Raw genomic sequence first — 18,362 nt, 5'->3', positions numbered from 1 at the left:
TAGCTTACCCTACTGGATAATAGCTTTTAATTATCCAGTTACCTGACGCTTTATCTAAATCCATGGCAATTTCAAATAGTATTCCATTTTCTTTTTCACGATAGGTAAACTGTTCTTTTCCAGCTTTTTTAGCATCATTAACAGCTTTCTGATATCCTCTAAATGCTGCAACCTTTCCAGATTGTTTTATTTTTTCATCAGAATGTATTTTAGAATCATATACTGTTTTTGGATTCCTAAACTCATTAACTTTTATATTACCATCAGCATCAAGCATATATTTACCAGCATTTTTTCCTGAGCCATATTTACTTTTTTTCGCATATGTAACTTCGTAAATACCATTAGCCACTTTTTTCTTTTTTATTACAACCAAGTCTTCTTGTGCTATTACTTTTTCAAAGCTCTCCATATTATGAGTACCTTTAATACCACCAGCGTGTTGGGTAACTTTCGGATTATACCCATGCCCAGACACTAAGTGATCATCAATATCATCAAGAAATTTAGCTCCTGTAGCAGTATCTGTTTTAACTGTTGTAGATCTTGGGCATACTACCAATCCTAAAGGATCTATTTCATTAATAGGATTATTGGTATATTGGTAGCTATTCAAACCTCCTGCCAGTTTAATAGGGTCAGGCGTTATATAGCGTCCTATATTAGGGTTATAGTATCGATAATAGTTATAATGTAACCCTGTTTCCTGATCAAAATACTGGCCTTGAAATCTTAATGGATTATCAATTTCACTAATCTCTAATTGTGCTAAATTACCATAAGCTTTATAACTAGCAGACCAAGCTATTTTACCACTAAATGCTGTTAGTTCTTGAGGCGTGCCCAAATGGTCTAATTGATAGAAATAAATTTGTGCCTCTTTTCCTTTACCTCTTAATAATGCCAACGGTTTATGTGTATCTTTTTCATATAAATAACTCTGGTAATGCTCTTTACTTCTTTCGGCAATTATATTGTCTCCCATCCAGATATAATCTGTTTTGGTTTTAGCTCCTATTTTGTCTGTAATTGTTTTTCTTATCCTGCGACCATAAACATCATACTGATACTCTGCAATTGTTCCATTCGGCATTACTGCTTTGGTCAATTGATGTAAACAATCATAGTAGTATTGGGTAACAAGGCTTTGTTCTTTACCACGTTTTTCTTCAATTAGATTACCAAAACTATCATATTTAAAATGTTTATCACCTTGAAGTAACAGTCTATTTCCCTTGATTTGACTAGAATTAGACTTTATTTGCTCCTGAGCCAGCAAATTACCAGCTGGATCATGTATTAGACTTTCTGTAATATTACCCCGTACCTGCACTAACCTATCCAATGGATCATAATAGAATTGTCTATTTCCCTTATAAGAGTCTTGTATAGTTAATAGATTGCCATTAACCGCATATTGGTACTGACGTTGGTATAGCTGTTTATTTTGCAAGTTAATAAAATGCGCCTTTAACTGACCTCGTTCGTCATAGTCATAGAAACTTGTTAGATTACCTTGTTGTCTTTCTATTTCTTGACCTAAACTGTAATAATGTTTTGTCAGTTGCTGTTGGTTCAGATCTATTTGTTGAAGCTGCCCACCTCGGCTATAGTGATAGTCTAGAATATTACCATCAGGTAATTTGTACTGAGTAACAAGACCTAACGCATTATATTTATATCGAATAGTTGCCCAGCCTTGATGTTCTGCAATAAGCTTACCTGCAAGATCATATTCAAAGTTAATAGGCCAATAGCCGTCTGTTAAACTAATAAGACGCCCATTTTCATCATAATCCGCATAGAACTCTCTACCATCAGCTAACTTTTTGACAAGTAATTTGCCCGTTAAGGAACGAGTAAATTGTGTAGTATATTGTTTACCTTGGTCATCATACTCTATTTTAGCGATTAGATTTCCTAGTAAATCATATTGATAACTTGTTTTCCTACCATCAAATCCAACCTCATGGCTTACAAGTCCAGCTTCATTATAGTGTAAATAATAGTGTTCATTTTGTTCATTAATGATTTCTGTTAAGTTAAGTTGAGTGTTATAACGATACTGAACATTACTACCATCAGGATTGATTTTACAACTCATCAAATGGGTATTAGGTGTATACTCATAACGAGTACTACGCCCTTGCTCATCTTGCATTTGAGTTACTTTACCAAATGCATTGTATTGATATTGTTTTTGTGCACCATTAGGAAGTATAACTTTAATAATACGACCTATCGCATCGTATTCTATCTGAGTTACTTTGCCTGTCTCATCTTGACGAATAATCTGATGACCCAAACTGTCATAACGATACCGACGGATGCCTCCTTGTGGTGTTTTTTCCTCTATAAGTTGCCCTAACTTATTCCAACTAAAGGTATGTGTACTACCATCTGGATAGTCTATTTTTTGTAACTTTCCAGTTGTAGTATATTGATAGCTAGTAATATAACCTAAAGGATCTATTTGTTGTAATATATCCCCTTGTTCATTATGTTTATATTGCCACTCTGCTTGTCCTTGAATGGTTTTTTTCACAAACCCATTTTCATAAAAGTAATGTATAGACTCACCCTCTGCAGGTACCATATGTACCAATTGACCACTATCGTCATACTGATAAATTGTTTCTGCACCTAGAGGCGACTTTTCTAATATAAGACGTCCTTCATCATCATAACTTTTAAGCGTTTCTGCTCCATTAGGATCAATTTGTTTTAATAATTTAGCTGTTTCAGTATCATGAGTATAAATTTCTTGGGTACTATTTTCATTGGTAACTATAACCGTTCCATTATCATCCCATTGATAACGTTGCTCCTGTCCAATATTATTCCAATGGCGTAAACAACGAGAATGTTTACCTTGGTTTTCCCATTCCCAATAAAAAGCGGTGCCTCCAGCTAAACGCCTCTCTTGAATAACATTTAACTCATTATATTTATAGGTTTCAGAATCACCTACTGCATTGGTTGCCTTGATAAGCTGAAGGTTATGGTTATATTCATAACTTACTAATGTTTGTATTGTTTGCCAAGATGCTTCTTCAGTTGCTGCAGCTATTTGCTGTTGATAATCTATATTTATTAATAGCTTGTCCTTATAACATAGCAACAAAGCTCTACCTGCATTGTTATGAATTCGACGAATCTTTCCTGTTAAATCACGATTTATAACTAATCGATTATCATATGGATCACTAATGTAGTCTAGTTGAGCACCACTCTGAGTACGCGAAAAATGATAGTATCCTTGACCATCAGTTCTAGCTAAAACATATTCATTTTCATGATCACCCAAATAAATAGCAGCTTCAGCCACTGGGTTTACACCATCAGGCAATTCGTCAGTTGGTAATGGCAAAGTAGTTATCAGATTTTCATCATTAACCCATAATATTTTATCTTTTTCAAATATTAAATAATGGGATAAGCTATGAGACCAACCATACCCAAGACCATTATTAATTTCTGCACCACTTGTTCGATAAAGACGTTTCCATTCAAAAGGTAATAATCCTGATAATACACCATCAGTTAGAGTGAGTAACTCTTCTCCTGTTACCATAGAGACAGGACAGCCACCTGTTATAGTACAACTAGCTGATTGCTGTGGCTTATTCGTTTGATCCTTATTTTGCGCTGTTTTTTTATTACTTGTAGATTTTTGTTGGGAGATATTACTTTTCCCTGGTGTCCTAGCTACAGGTACAACATTATTATGTGTTTTATCTCCAACTTTAAGAACTTTTTGAATATTATCTGATTTTGTAATGCCCTGAGTTGCCACAATTTTATAATTTTTTAGATGTTTTTCCATTTGCTTTTTATTAAGTGCCATATCAATCGCATCAGAAAATGAAATAACTAATCTATCTAAAGGTAATTGTATTTTTGTACTAGCTTTTTTAACTAATTTTTTAGTGGCTCCTGCTGCTTTAGTTGTCACCCCTGCTGCTTTTAGAGCCGCCCCCCCAACCAAACTAATCACTATTTCAGCAACAATAGATGTACTTAAAAAGGCCTCATCCTGAATAGGAAGTAATTCAAACCAAACACCTAGTGTAGTACATAATATATACAATAATCCTTTGTCGTTTAAAATAAGATAAAGTTTTTCAGCACAAGCATTTATTTGTTCCATTGTTAAATCGCCAAAAAACTTTTTAATTTCTTCGGCATTTTGTTTGAAATTAGCAAATAAATCCCATAAACCAACAATTTGCTCCCAAATACTAGTAAATGCCTTACCTATACCTGCAAGTTTTGCTTGCTTTAATAGTTTCTGTTGGTCAGTAGGTGATAATTTTATAAACTTATCCCATTTTTTCTCAAAACGATCAAAGTAAGTATTCTTCTTTGTTAACTCTTTTGCCAAAATTGTTATCTTAGTGTATTGTTCAGGAACAACTTTTGCTGCTTGAGCATCTTTCTCTGTAAAATTCCTATTTAACTTAAATAGGGCATTTGTTAATTGTTGAGCATCGTTTTGATTTGCTCCCCACTCAGTTACTAACCAGCTGGCTAATACTTCAACAATAGGCCTATAAGAGTTATATAAATTATTAACATCTTTTTGAGTTACATTCGGAGAAACTATTATTTGATAATCAGCGTTAGGATTACAGTTTGAAAAAGTAGCAATACCATTTTTATCTGTTATAGCCTCAAAGGTCTGTGCATTTGCTCCCGTTACAGGAACCTGCTCTGAAAGCTCAAAATAAAGAAGGTCTCCCTGCTTACCCATTGATGCTTTTGTTACTTTTTTTGTTAACCTTATTTTAATAGGCGTATCAGATATAGGTACATTACTTGCCGTTTGAAAAAAGTGTGCAACTTTTAATATTCCATTTTTATCGCATTGCGCATATTGTGTTATTTCCTTTTTTTTACTCATAGCTTGTGTAGTAACATCTCTGTTATTAGCTACAATTTTTTGATTAGTTTCGAATAAATAAGAACTCCACTTACCCGTAGCTTGTGCTTTGTATTGGTTAATGACAAACCTATAGTTAATCATTGTTGATATAAAATCAGGTTTTTCATAAGAGTATTTTGCACCCCAAAAATGTAATGCAAAAAAATTTGGAGTTATTATCTTACCCATTGAACCCTTCTCCTAAAATAGATTCCTTAAAATCATCATAAATAGTCTCTACATTAAAACTATTCTCTTCTAATAAAAGTTGTGCTTTCATAAACAAATTATGCTCATGATACTGATGATATAAATCTGGATCATTTTCTTTCAATAAACTTAATAATTGAGCTATAGATTCTGAACTATCTTCTTTTAATAACTTATCCATCAGCTGTTGATCTACTTTCCACCAAGGATATTCTTTAAGTTCTGGCAATTTTTTAGGTATTTGTACTTCAATCGCTTGTTTATTGATAAAATAGTGACTAAATACAGGGATTACTTCGCCAGCTTGCTCTTTGAGATTATCTAAAATAGGATAAAGGTGTCTACCATCCCAATATCTAAAAAATGCATCTATACCATCTGGCATAAGTACTTTAGTTAGACCTTTTAAATGTTGTCTTATAGTGTCTGGATCATATGGTGATGCCGCTAACCAACCCCAATCTTGGGCTTTGGTACTGTCTACCCATTCCAGAAAAGGACTATTTCTGTCAATAGGAGCTATATAGGGCATTGCCTCAAACCAACTTGCATATGGCGTTTCTTGCCATAGAGCAGTAAGGTTAATTTGCCCTGTTTTTTGAAAATAGGCTGCAACAGGTTTTGCATCACTTACACTACCTAGTAGGGTATAAATAGTTAGATCCTCTGGTATGAGAGCTAACCACTGTTTGATGGAAATCATACGTTATTCCCTCCCTTACCATTTATACCTGTTATAAAATCTGTTGGGTTAAGTGAGGTATTAGTTTTATTAGTAGCTGTTGTTGTTTTTAATAAGTCAGGTGTTGCTGACTGTAAAGCGTCTGTTGGTATGTTTTCTGCTAATAAACTATCTGTTTGTGAGCTAATCGCTGTTATTGGATTATCTATGATTTGTTTTACTTGACTAGCTTGGTTGTAGATATTTTGTGCTTGTTGTAAACCGCTAGTTAGTGGATTATCTGCTATTAGTTGTGAACTCATATTGGTGAAATTACTTAGGTTATCTAAACCTAAGTTATTACTATTTGTTAAACTTGCTAAATCATTTACTCCTAAACTACTGATATCAGACATGCCAGAGGCGGCACTCAGACCACCAGCAAAACCTCCACCAACTATTCCAGTGGTCATAGAGCTACTAGATGTAGGTAATTTACTACCATCTAGTACTCCATCAGGTGTGGTTTTATTTGAAAAGTCTGTTGTACAAATCCCCATTGAGTTAAGCATACACTCCAAGCAGAAAGGCGCATTCTTTTTAAAGGTCCCTACTTGAACAGGTGAAAGTGTTTTAATTTTACCAAGTGGAGAAAGTGGTGTGGCTGGTGTACCCTCCATAGGCACCCCACCCGTCCATACAGGCATGGTCATCCATATTCCTGCAGGGTTTAATACAATATGTTGCCCCCCTGCTTTTAAGGTTAAACTTAATCCTCCATCTATTACTGTTTGTAAGCCACTCTTTAAGTGAATCTCCATACCTGCTTCTGTAGTTTTGATAGTTCCTATAGTTTCGTGTTCACTCATACCCACAGTTTTATGATCGTTCATGAGGATTTGAGTTTTACGATCTAATTGAGTCAGGTGATGTTCTTCACTTTCATTTTTGGTGTATCTATTTTTTACAATGGTTTCTGAGTGTTCGTTTTGAACCTGTAGGTGGCTGTTGTTGTTAACTTGTACGGTATGGTTATTTTTAGTTAGCTGATCAAAGTCTTTTTGTGCTTGCACAAAGATTTGTTCTTGCCCTGCTTTGTCTTCTATCCTTAGTTCATTAGAACCAACTCCGCCTTTTGATGAGCTTGTTTTGAAGACGCTTCTGGTCTTATTAGCAGGTAGATCGTAAGGGACTTTGTTAATTCCATTATGAACTGCACCTGTAATAAGCGGTTGGTCTGGGTCTCCTTCTAGGAAGTTGATCATTACTTCCATGCCTACTCTAGGTATAACCACTGTACCATATCCATCATGCGCCCAGTTGCTGGCTACTCTGATCCAGTGGCTGGAGTTTTCGTCCATTGTTCCTTCACGGTCCCAGTGGAATTGTACTTTTACTCGACCGTATTCATCACAGTAGATCTCTTCACCTGCTGCGCCTGTTACTATAGCTGTTTGACTACCCAGTACTTTTGGTTTTAGGTGTCTTAGGGCTGGTCGGTAAGGCACTTCTTGAGGAATAGCGTTGAATACGTTGAAGTAGCCTTGTTGCTGGTTATCTGCTGGAAATTGTAGCTCTGTATCTATATCTAGGTATTTGTGCAGTTGGCTGGGCATGGTGTTTTGTGCTGAGGTGACACTGCCAAATGCTTCTAGTACTTGTGGTTGGTATGCTTTGTGTTTGATCTGGGTAATCAACCAAGGCTTGTCTGCATCCATGGTGTCTAAACTAGGATGGTCGTCTATACTAATGTAGTAGCCTGCATGGAAGTCACTGCGATCTGAATAACCTTCTGCTGTTAGGTGGTCTGTTCTTAGTCGTTCGATTTGGATTTTTGCTAATTGTTCATTTCTGGCTTTGTCCATTCCTGAACTGGGATAATCGTAATGTTCTAGGTTAGGTTCAGTGGCTTGATTACCTTTTGTACTTTGTTTACCTTCACTAGCTCCTTCAGGGATTTTCATGTTGGTGAAGTTGTAGTCACGCCATGTAGCAGTTTGAGTACGAGAGGCTAAGGAAACATCAAAATATTTTAAAGCCTGAGTATCAGCTACCATGCCTGTGTCATTCATAAATTTAACGGCTTCAGCTATGCTGGGAAAGAATGGCATGGCATCAGTAAAGATCATTTTGTGGCTGTTGCTACTGTGTTGAAAATGGTAAGCGATACCTTCTTCTTGACAAAGGCGCGAGACAAAGTGGTAATCAGTTTCGTCATATTGAACACAGAAGTCTCTGGCTGGATAGGTTTCTTTGAGTTTGAATTCAAAACCTGTTTCTGCCCCTTCTTGCATACCATGATCATTAAGTATGGTGGAGATAATTTCTGGTACTGTTTTGCCTATAAATTTACGTTGGTTAGTACGACGCATTAGGTTGGTAAAACGTGGGGTAATGATGATGGAGAAGATGCCATAGTGTTGGCTAATAGGGCCACGTTTAACACTTTGTACGATACCATTGATTCCAGCACCTGAACGTCCATCAGGAGTAAAGGCTAAAAAGACAGGTTTGCTCAGTAACTGTGTAATATCAAAACGGATATGTTCGTTGACTAGTACCAATTCAAACGCATAGGGGGTGGAAATGCCTTCTACACCTGTAAAGGATAATATCTGTAAACGATCCACTGCACTTTTAGGTTTTTCATCATCATTGGTGTTGTTGCTTAGGCTGTTTAAGGAGGTTTTTAGTTCGTTGGCTTGTTTTAAGGCAGTAAACGGATCAAGGCTTTTTAGACCGCCTGATAAGGAAGAGAGTTTATCACCTATACCTGATAGCGCATCAGTAAAACCAGCCATACTATTTGTACTAGTATCACTACTTGAATTCATAGGTACAGTTGAGTTGGCATTATTTTTTTTGGGGGTTATCTGATCGACAGGTTTATTGCTATTTTGATCATCATCTAATCCATCCACATACAATGTAAAGTGGGTGGTATTACTACTAAAAAACATACCTTTAACTCCTTATTCCTTGGTACAGCCCAATAACCACAGAATAAACTTCTTATGATCTTTTTTGCTCATTATTTAGGCTGGTTATTATGCCATTAAACTTTGGTCTAAAACAGTGAGTTTTTTATTTTATTACTCACATTAAGATAAAATTAAGCTAATGATTTTATTGATAAGTATTTATCATTAATATACTTATCAATACTCATTATGAACCAAATAAATATCCTTCTTTATTGACTACAACGACTAAAAATATAAGTCATATCTAGCTGAGGACCATAGCCAAAATTAACCTCAAAAATAGTATCATCTTTTACATATTTAATACTTTCCTCAATAGGTTGACAGTTAAATTTCTCATCTACCATATAGTCAAATCCATATTTCTCAGTTAAATCCCTTGATCTAGCAAAGCTTCCTGTACTACTAGCACTGCTGGTTGCATAGAGCTCTAAATAATCAATCATTCCTGACTCTCTATGATAACCATATAGCTCAGGTTCTGGATTTACTAAACCACAATCACCAATACAATCAGCTAATAAATAAAACTCTTCATCACCAAAATAATTATATAACTCCCCTTGAGTTGTCTTATTACTAATAATAAAATCCTGCCAATAATCAGAAATATCTCCTAAATTAAACTGGCATCCCTCATTAAGCACTACATTAATAAAATTGATTGTTCTTTTACGTCCCTCATAACTAACTAAAACATCACACTTATTAATAACAAAATACTTACTATAATTTTCTGCCATATCACCTTTACCATAAATTTTTTCAACAGCAGGCAAAGACATACCTAATAACTTACCTATTGGGATTTCTTCGGCAAATATCCATGTACTATAAGTGCAGAATACCACTAATAAACTAAATAACTTCATTAGTTTGTTCATAGAAAGTCCTATTTTGATTAAATATTAAACTACAAATTTATAAACCTTTATTATTGACGAGCGCATACTGCTGCAAACTGAATTACATCATTAGAATATTTTTCTAACAATGATTTATCTGCAAAAGGGGTACGAATTAATGTTTTTATTTGCTCATCAGAATAATTTTTGGCTATTTGCTCATAGAGACATACACATCCTTTCCTAGGGATATTGGTAACTTGACAATTAGTTAAAAAGTCTTTTCTTAAATCATTACTCTCATCTGAGCATCCTAAAAGAAATAAAAATAAACTTATTGCCACAACATACAAAACTCTCATAAATCATTGTCCTTATTCATACTAACTCGAAATTACAGTGCAGGAATTGCTACACCCACTAAAAAACCAATCAATAAACCAATAAACTGTGGGCCACATAACCAAAAAATACGTAACCACAATAATTGCATGAAACCACCTGTAGTATAAAAACTATCTGGCTGTACAAACTTTCTTAATACATTCCCGATCAAAGCACCTAATAACCCTAAAAAGGTTCCTAAAGTCACACCAAATACTTTCGCAAAAAAACCATACCCTAGCTCAACAGATCTATCACTAAAACAACAAAAATAAACCGAAAAAATAAACGCTAACAATCCCCATAAAATTATGGAGGGATTGATATAAAAATTTTCTGAATCCTTCTCACCACTCATCTTTTTATCAATCATCGCTATACCACCCTTAAAAATTTAATTACCTCTACTATTTCAGCATAGAAAAAATAAATATTCAACTATTTAGGTTGAATATAGACATACTGCGATGTTCAAAATAATGAATGAATCCTTGATTATTCAGCATGGATAACTGAGGGTATTTAAATTGGCTAAACAGGTAAAGCAAACACAAACTGCTAAATCAACTAAAAAATCTGTTATAAAGAAACCTAAAAAAATAGCAGTATCAAAACAACCAATTAACCATCTGATTGGTAAAGCTATTGCTAAATACCGTAAAAATGCAAGCTTGTCTCAGGAACAATTAGCTGAACAGCTTGGTTTAGGTAATGAAGCAATCTCTCGAATAGAACGTGGTCTTGTTGTCCCTACAGTAGAACGTCTAATCAAAATGGCAGAGATTTTTGATTGTCCTGTGTCAGAATTACTCACAGAAACCAGTAATAGACCTACTGATGAAGCTATATACCTACAATCTCTGCTATCTTCTGTTAATGAAGAAGATAAGCAAATGTTGATTAATATGCTTGAAAAACTAATAATTAGACTAAAATGTAATGATTTTAGATGAAGAGTTAGGTAAATAATACATAGCTTTAATAATCGAAACACTCTAATACTTAAGGCATAACATGACTTGTGCAAATATAAATCAATTAACCATACATATGGTCTACTTCTTATTATTGGAAAGAGGATATTGCCACGTTGCACCACTTTTTGAATTTAAGAAAAGAATATAACCAAGTCTTAACTAAATAGATTTTAATGCAAGTAAAATTAGCTGCTGCCTTAACAAGATTGTAAAAACTGGAGATATAACGTGACGAATATAGCAAGCCAGCAACACCCTCAGCATTCTAAATTGGTTGGACTGGTTTGGAATATCGCCAACATTATTCGTGGCCCTTACCGCCCCCCTCAATACCGTCGCGTCATGTTGCCCTTAATTGTATTAGGACGCTTTGACGCTATTCTTGCACCTTATGCCGATAAAATGAAAGTTTTTTATGATAAATCGGTAGCAAAGTTGCAAGATAAAGAACCTAACCCTATTTTGCAAAAGCAATTAAGTCAAATTGCTGATAAAAAACGTAGACAAGACCTTTACAATATCAGTGGTTTTAATCTTGAAAAGCTATTGAACGATCCTGATCAATTTACTGCCAATTTAACAAAATACATTGATGGCTTTTCACCTAAAGCTAAAGATATTTTTGCAAAATTTGAATTTGCTAAAGAAATTGAAAAACTAGATGATGCAAACCGTTTGTATAAAGTCTTTCAAGAGTTTCGTAATAGTCTGGTTGAATCTGGCTTAAGTCTAGCCCCTGCTAGTGTAAGTAATTTACAAATGGGGTATTTATTCGAAGAACTAGTACGTAAGTTTAATGAACAAGCCAACGAAGAGGCTGGGGATCACTTTACGCCTCGCGAAGTGATTGAACTGATGGTTAATCTAATCTTTCAGGAAGATTATAAAGCGTTGATGCAACCAGGTGTGCAACGCAGTATTTACGATCCCGCGGCGGGAACTGGTGGAATGCTATCTGAGTCCGAAAAATTCCTAAAAAAATACAACGATCAGATTAACTTGAGTATGTATGGTCAGGAATATAACCCAGAGTCATATGCTATTTGTTGCTCAGATTTATTGATTAAAGATGAGCCAGCAGAAAATATTGTCTATGGCGATACCCTTGGGGTAAAAAATGCCAAAGCAAAAGATGGTTATGTACCCCATGATGGTCATCAAGATAAAACATTCCATTACATGTTTTCAAATCCACCTTTTGGGGTAGAGTGGAAAAATCAAAAAGACTATATTGAGATAGAAGAAAAATTAGGGTTTTTAGGACGCTTTGGGGCGGGTCTACCTCGTATCAATGATGGTTCACTGTTGTTTGCTCAACATATGATTTCAAAAATGAAAGCCTCCCCTGAAGAAGGCGGTGAAGGCTCACGTATTGCCGTAGTATTTAATGGGTCACCTTTATTCACAGGAGACGCAGGCAGTGGCGAAAGTAATATTCGTCGTTGGATTATTGAAAATGATTGGCTAGAAGCAGTTATCGCCCTGCCCGACCAAATGTTCTATAACACCGGTATTTATACCTACATCTGGATTATTTCCAACAAAAAAACGGCACCGCGTAAAGGTAAAGTACAGCTGATTGATGGTACAGCACATTACCAAAAAATGACGAAAAGCTTAGGCAACAAACGTAATGAATTATCCAAAGCCCATATTGCTGAGTTGACTCAGTTCTACGCTAAATTTAAAGATCAAGATAGCAGTGATTTAATTAAAACCAAATCAGGTGAAGCCAAAGTATGTTCCAAGATTTTTAATAACCAAGATTTTGGTTACTTAAAACTCACTGTAGAACGTCCGTTGCGCTTGAATTTTGAAATCTCAGCAGAGCGTATTGCCTTGTTAGATGAGCAATCGGTTTTTGTGAATTTGGCAAAAAGTAAAAAGTTTAAGGATGCTGCTAAAATTGCTAAAGAAGAGGAAGTAGGACGCATACAGCAACAAGTTATTAAAGCAACACTTGCTGCTAACATTTCAGCTCAGGTTTGGAAAAACCGCGATAAGTTCCTAAAAGTACTCAACCCTATTTTAAATAATTTAGCGTTTAAGCTGGCAGCCTCTGTAAAAAAAGCCATTTTAGAAGCACTATCTGAACGCGATCAAACAGCAGATATGTGTATGGACAGTAAGGGTAATATTGAACCAGATCCTCAATTACGTGATACGGAACTAGTAGCATTCCCTGATGGCTTAACATTACCGTTAAGTTTAGACTATGACAATGCCCTTAATCTAGATGAACTCTTAAACCTAGTTCGTCCACATTGTGAAGCTTATTTAAAAGCGGAAGTGTTACCCCATGTAGCTGATGCGTGGATTGATTACAGTAAAACCAAAGTAGGTTATGAAATTCCAATTAACCGTCACTTCTATGTTTATGAGCCACCTCGCCCACTGGAAGAGATTAAGGCAGAGATTGTACAGCTTGAGCAGGAGATTATGCAGATGTTAGGGGGGCTGTCTGCATGAGCCAACTACCCCGTTATGAAAATTATAAAGAGAGCGGTGTGCAATGGTTAGGGGATATTCCTAGTCATTGGAAAGTATGGAAAATTACACATGCTATGGATTTAATTGGGAGTGGTACAACTCCCAAAAGTGACAATTTAGAATATTATGATGGAGATGTATTATGGGTTACTACATCTGAATTAAGGGAATCATATATTTATGATACGAAACAGAAAATAACAGAATTGGCTATAAAAGATTACAGTGCTTTAAAGAAACACCCTGTAAATAGTGTGGCTATTGCGATGTATGGAGCTACAATTGGAAGGCTTGGAATATTAGCCAAAGAAGCTACTTTTAATCAAGCTTGCTGTATATTTAGTGGTTCAAAAGTTTTGTATTATAAATTTTTATATTACTGGCTTTGGATGCGAAGACCAATTTTAATTTCTTTATCTAATGGTGGTGGTCAGCCTAACTTAAGCCAAGATGACTTAAAGAAGTTAAAGTTAGCTTTCCCCCCAATACCTGAACAAAAAATCATTGCAGATTTTTTAGATAAACGCCTTGCCCAAGTGGATGCTTTAATTGCTAAGCAAGAAACACTTTTAGAAAAATTGGCTGAACAGCGTATTGCTTTAATTTCTCATGCTGTGACTAAAGGGTTAAATCCTGATGTAAAGATGAAAGAAAGTGGCATTAATACATTAGGTAAAATACCTTTTCATTGGAAAGTAATAAAAAATAAATTCATTTTGAACTTTTCAAAAGGACTAACTATTACTAAAGAAAATTTAGTTGATGAAGGAATTCCTTGCGTAAGTTATGGTGAAGTACACTCTAAATTTGGTTTTGAAGTTGATCCTAATAGACATGAATTAAAATGTGTGCCTGAATCATATTTAGAGAGTGATCCAGCTGCACTTCTAAAAAAAGGTGATTTTATTTTTGCCGACACTTCTGAAGATATAAAAGGTTCAGGGAATTTTACTTATTTAAATAGTGATACTCCTACCTTTGCTGGTTATCATACTATTATCGCTAAGATAAACGAAGTAAATAATCCTAGATTTTTGGCTTATGTATTTGATACTGAAGAGCATCGAAATCAAGTTAGAATGCAAATTAAAGGTGTTAAAGTCTTCAGTATTACACAAGCGATTTTAAAAAATACTTTTGTTTGGTTACCTTCAATCAAAGAACAAAATCAAATAGTTGATTACTTAGATGCTGAGGTTGAAAAATATCAACAAATTGGTCAAAGATATCAGTTAACTATTGAAAAACTTAAAGAATATCGCTCCACCTTAATCACCCAAGTGGTAACGGGTAAAATCGATGTTCGTCAACTTAGCGGTAGTTAATCAATCCTCAGGACATAATTTTTAAGGGAGTCACTATGCATAGCGAATGGTATTTTGAACGAGCCGTCGAAAAAAGTTTAACCACAGAAGGTGGCTATGTAAAAGGCAACCCTAAAGAGTATGATCCCAAAATTGCTTTATTTCCTAATGATGTTATTGCCTTTATTCAGGCAACTCAACCGAACATTTGGGATAAAATTGAACATGCTTATCAAGCAGGAGCTAGTGATTATATTTTAAGGGATTTAGTCAGTGCATTAGACTCACAAGGGACATTAGCTGTATTGCGACAAGGCTTTAAAAGTTTTGGTAAAAAAATCAAAATGGCCTATTTTGCACCTAATACTAGTATCAATAAGACCACCCAAGAACAATATGCAGCTAATATTTTAAAATGTACTTGCCAAGTGCATACGGAATTTAATGAAATACCTGATATGGTGCTTTCATTAAATGGTATTCCACTAGTAACACTTGAGTTAAAAAATGAATTTTCTGCAACAGGCTGGAATGTGGAAGATGCTATTATTCAATATAAACAAGATCGCAATGCTAAGGGGCGTTTATTTGAGTTTAAAAAACGTTCCTTAGTGCATTTTGCGGTAGATACCTGTGATGCCTATATGACCACAAAACTGGATGGAGAAAATACCCAATTTCTACCATTCAACAAAGGCTATTTAAATGGTAAAGGTAACCCCCCTATAGAAGGAGATGTTCGCACCCATTATTTGTGGACCGAGACGTTAGCGCGGCATAGCTTTATGGAAATCTTTGCACGCTTTATGCATTTAAGTGTAGAAAAGAAGAAAATCAAAACCAGTACGGGTTTTAGGTATATTGAAACAGAAACCATGATTTTCCCACGCTATCATCAATTAGATGCTGTGAGGAAATTGGTAAAGCACAGTAAAGCCAATGGTTCAGGTCATAATTATTTAATTCAGCACTCAGCAGGTTCAGGAAAATCCAATACCATTGCTTGGCTTGCTCATCATTTAGCGTCTATGCACAACGCTAATGATGAAAAAGTGTTTAACTCAATTATTGTGATTACAGATCGTATTGTTTTAGATCGCCAATTACAAGAAACGATAACCCAATTTGAACATAAGGATGGTGTCGTACAAAAAATTGATGAAAATACCTTACAGTTGACCAATGCATTAGCTTCTAATGTACCGATCATTATTACTACTATTCAGAAATTCCCTTATATCATGCAGTCTATTCGAACACAGGCAAAAAAGGGTATTCAAGTAGATCTTTCTACAGAGGGTAAACGGTTTGCAGTGATTGTTGATGAAGCACACAGTTCGCAAAGTGGCGAAACAGCAATGGAGCTACGTAAAATTCTCAACAAAGATGGCATTGAATCAGCAATTGCACAAGAGTTCTTAGATGATGACGATGATGAAAGTGAATTAACCGATGATGTGAAAAAACGTTTATTTGCTGAAGCTTCTAAACGGAGTCGCCAACCCAACTTAAGCTTTTTTGCTTTTACCGCCACCCCCAAATGGAAAACCCTCGCTTGCTTTAATGAAGCAGGTGAAAACGGAGAGGCACCCTTTCATCACTACAGTATGAAACAAGCCATTCAGGAAGGCTTTATTTTAGATGTATTGGCAAACTATACGACTTATGAACAATACTTTAAATTAATAAAAATTTCTGATACCGATCCAGAATTAGCTAAAAATAAAACCAAAGCCTTGATGACACGTTTTGTTGCTATGCATCCAAGTGTGATTGCTCAGAAAGTAGAAATTATTGTAGAGCATTTCAGAACCGTGACCATGCACCGTATAGGGGGTCGAGCTAAAGCCATGGTTGTCACTAATTCGCGTGAACATGCGGTGCGCTACAAACTCGCTTTTGATGACTATATTAAAGAAAAAAAATATACCGGCATTAAATCATTAGTCGCTTTCTCTGGAAAACTCGAAGTAGATGGCATTGAATATACAGAACCTAAAATGAATGGTTTTAAAGAAACGGAGTTACCTGAACAATTTGATACTAATGATTATCAAGTACTGCTAGTGGCAGAAAAATATCAGACAGGTTTTGATCAACCTCTCTTGCATACCATGTTTGTAGATAAGAAATTATCAGGGGTTCACGCTGTACAAACCTTATCCCGTTTAAATCGTTGTGCTTATGGCAAGGAAGATACCTTTGTATTGGACTTTGTGAATACACATGATGATATTTACAAAGCATTTAAGCCCTTTTATGAAGTTACTCAGCTGGGTGATATCCCTAATGAACAAAAGTTAAATGAGCTAGGGCATACATTGGATCAATGGAACTTCTATTTTGAGGTAGATTTAAATGAGTTTGCCAATATCTGGTTTAAAGATCGTAGCAAATTAACAGGCCATGAACATAAGCAACTTAATAGCATTATTGATCGTGCCGTTGATAAATATAAAAAAATACATGCTGATGATCCAGTACATCAACAAGAACAACAAAAATTATTTAAAAGTCAGTTAAAAAGCTATCTGAACTTATATTTATTTGTTTCGCAAATCTTAGATTTCACTGACTCTGAACATGAGCAACGATATGCTTATTTAAAAGCATTACTGCAAAAGTTACCTAAAGGCTCAAAAGAAAATACCATTGATTTATCAAAAATTGTAGAACTTCAATTTTATCGGTTGCAAAAAATCAGTGAAAACAGCATCGACTTAGGACACGGTGAAGCCAAAAACTTGAAAGGTTCAACAGATGTGGGAACTGGCCAAGCTGAATCAACAGATAATGCATCACACTTGATTGATGAGCTGAATGAGACATTTGGTACGGACTTTACCATCGCGGATCAATTATTTTTTGATCAAATTGAGCAGGCCGCACTTGAAAATGAACAAATTGTGCAAGCAGTTAAAGCCAATTCTTTAGATAGTTTTACGGAATATCTTTCTGAAAAGCTAATAGAACTTTTCCTAGCCCGAATTGCAGGCAATGAAGAAGTATGTAATAAAGTGATGAGTACAGAAGAACTACGCCATAAAGTTGCTACGCGTTTAGCAAAACATATTTATACCCGCACAAAGAAGCAAACTTCTTAATTTGGTATAACGTGTTTAAATGATGATAATTTATGTCATCACTTATTTAGTTTTTCGAGTGAATTGGGCTGTTGTAATAATCTTCAACTCAATTAGATAATTTAAAATAAATTTTGAATATTTCTTATTTAAATAAAAGACTATAAAACGTGCAACTTCGTATCTTGTTAAAAATACTTTGCTATTTAAGAGATTTAAATATCTTTCTTAGAGAGTATTAATGTTGACACTATTATTGAAAAATAGAATATAAAAAAATTTCGGTTATATATTACTCCAATGAACAGACAAAAGGTCTGTTTGGTTTGAGGTATTTTGTTATTTCATAAGGAGTATATATGTCTGAACTATTAAATATCATGTTAAAGGTAGTGGCTATTAAAGCCGCAGAATTAGCGGTTGAGGAAGCCGAACAATTAACCAAATGGATTAGAGATTATTTTGAAGGATAGTTGTTAGGTAAGTATGATTAATAAAGA

General features: G+C 35.0%; 10 protein-coding genes. 4 read left to right on the top strand and 6 right to left on the bottom strand.

Features of this window, described 5'->3' with window-relative positions:
• Window positions 1-4: 4 nt before the first annotated feature.
• From MTZ49_RS04745 to MTZ49_RS04720, 6 genes are all read right to left on the bottom strand, one after another.
• Window positions 5-5,113, bottom strand: coding sequence for an RHS repeat-associated core domain-containing protein (locus tag MTZ49_RS04745; RefSeq protein WP_264747243.1), 5,109 nt, complete (start codon window positions 5,111-5,113; stop codon window positions 5-7).
• Window positions 5,106-5,837 carry a DUF4123 domain-containing protein gene (locus tag MTZ49_RS04740; protein WP_264747242.1) on the bottom strand — a complete coding sequence of 244 codons (732 nt, stop codon included), beginning with the start codon at window positions 5,835-5,837 and terminating at the stop codon, window positions 5,106-5,108. The genes MTZ49_RS04745 and MTZ49_RS04740 overlap by 8 nt, the downstream gene beginning before the upstream one ends.
• Entirely contained in the window at window positions 5,834-8,755 is a 2,922-nt protein-coding gene (gene tssI / locus MTZ49_RS04735) for a type VI secretion system tip protein TssI/VgrG (protein ID WP_264747241.1), read from the bottom strand. Before tssI ends, MTZ49_RS04740 begins: the two co-directional genes overlap by 4 nt.
• A 233-nt stretch (window positions 8,756-8,988) precedes the next feature.
• A complete protein-coding gene (locus MTZ49_RS04730; protein WP_264747240.1) occupies window positions 8,989-9,663 on the bottom strand; it encodes a hypothetical protein in 675 nt (224 codons plus the stop codon).
• A gap of 50 nt (window positions 9,664-9,713) precedes the next feature.
• Window positions 9,714-9,986, bottom strand: coding sequence for a hypothetical protein (locus MTZ49_RS04725; protein WP_264747239.1), 273 nt, complete (start codon window positions 9,984-9,986; stop codon window positions 9,714-9,716).
• A gap of 32 nt (window positions 9,987-10,018) precedes the next feature.
• Complete coding sequence (locus MTZ49_RS04720; RefSeq protein ID WP_264747238.1) at window positions 10,019-10,381, bottom strand: hypothetical protein; 363 nt, start codon at window positions 10,379-10,381, stop codon at window positions 10,019-10,021.
• A gap of 154 nt (window positions 10,382-10,535) precedes the next feature.
• Between MTZ49_RS04720 and MTZ49_RS04715 the strand changes: the two genes are divergently transcribed.
• The 4 genes from MTZ49_RS04715 to MTZ49_RS04700 all read left to right on the top strand — a co-directional run bounded on the left by MTZ49_RS04715 (window position 10,536) and on the right by MTZ49_RS04700 (window position 17,883).
• A complete protein-coding gene (locus MTZ49_RS04715; protein ID WP_264747237.1) occupies window positions 10,536-10,961 on the top strand; it encodes a helix-turn-helix domain-containing protein in 426 nt (141 codons plus the stop codon).
• 252 nt (window positions 10,962-11,213) lie between these two features.
• Window positions 11,214-13,454, top strand: a complete 2,241-nt coding sequence (locus MTZ49_RS04710; RefSeq protein WP_264747236.1) for a type I restriction-modification system subunit M — start codon at window positions 11,214-11,216, stop codon at window positions 13,452-13,454.
• On the top strand, window positions 13,451-14,800 hold the full coding sequence (locus MTZ49_RS04705) for a restriction endonuclease subunit S (RefSeq protein WP_264747235.1): 1,350 nt from the start codon (window positions 13,451-13,453) through the stop codon (window positions 14,798-14,800). Before MTZ49_RS04710 ends, MTZ49_RS04705 begins: the two co-directional genes overlap by 4 nt.
• A 35-nt stretch (window positions 14,801-14,835) precedes the next feature.
• The gene (locus MTZ49_RS04700) at window positions 14,836-17,883 is read left to right on the top strand and encodes a type I restriction endonuclease subunit R (protein WP_264747234.1); all 3,048 of its coding nucleotides are present in this window, start codon (window positions 14,836-14,838) and stop codon (window positions 17,881-17,883) included.
• Window positions 17,884-18,362 lie beyond the last annotated feature (479 nt).

It is taken from the genome of Entomomonas sp. E2T0 (assembly GCF_025985425.1).
Taxonomy (GTDB): Bacteria; Pseudomonadota; Gammaproteobacteria; order Pseudomonadales; family Pseudomonadaceae; genus Entomomonas.
Note: the sequence above shows the minus strand (reverse complement) of the source record. Positions and strands in the feature narration are given on the sequence as shown.

Bases quoted from the DNA above. Each gene is read 5' to 3' on its own strand.
- MTZ49_RS04745 (WP_264747243.1), bottom strand. From the start codon at position 5,113: ATGGGTAAGATAATAACTCCAAATTTTTTTGCATTACATTTTTGGGGT.
- MTZ49_RS04740 (WP_264747242.1), bottom strand. From the start codon at position 5,837: ATGATTTCCATCAAACAGTGGTTAGCTCTCATACCAGAGGATCTAACT.
- tssI (WP_264747241.1), bottom strand. From the start codon at position 8,755: ATGTTTTTTAGTAGTAATACCACCCACTTTACATTGTATGTGGATGGA.
- MTZ49_RS04730 (WP_264747240.1), bottom strand. From the start codon at position 9,663: ATGAACAAACTAATGAAGTTATTTAGTTTATTAGTGGTATTCTGCACT.
- MTZ49_RS04725 (WP_264747239.1), bottom strand. From the start codon at position 9,986: ATGAGAGTTTTGTATGTTGTGGCAATAAGTTTATTTTTATTTCTTTTA.
- MTZ49_RS04720 (WP_264747238.1), bottom strand. From the start codon at position 10,381: ATGATTGATAAAAAGATGAGTGGTGAGAAGGATTCAGAAAATTTTTAT.
- MTZ49_RS04705 (WP_264747235.1), top strand. From the start codon at position 13,451: ATGAGCCAACTACCCCGTTATGAAAATTATAAAGAGAGCGGTGTGCAA.
- MTZ49_RS04700 (WP_264747234.1), top strand. From the start codon at position 14,836: ATGCATAGCGAATGGTATTTTGAACGAGCCGTCGAAAAAAGTTTAACC.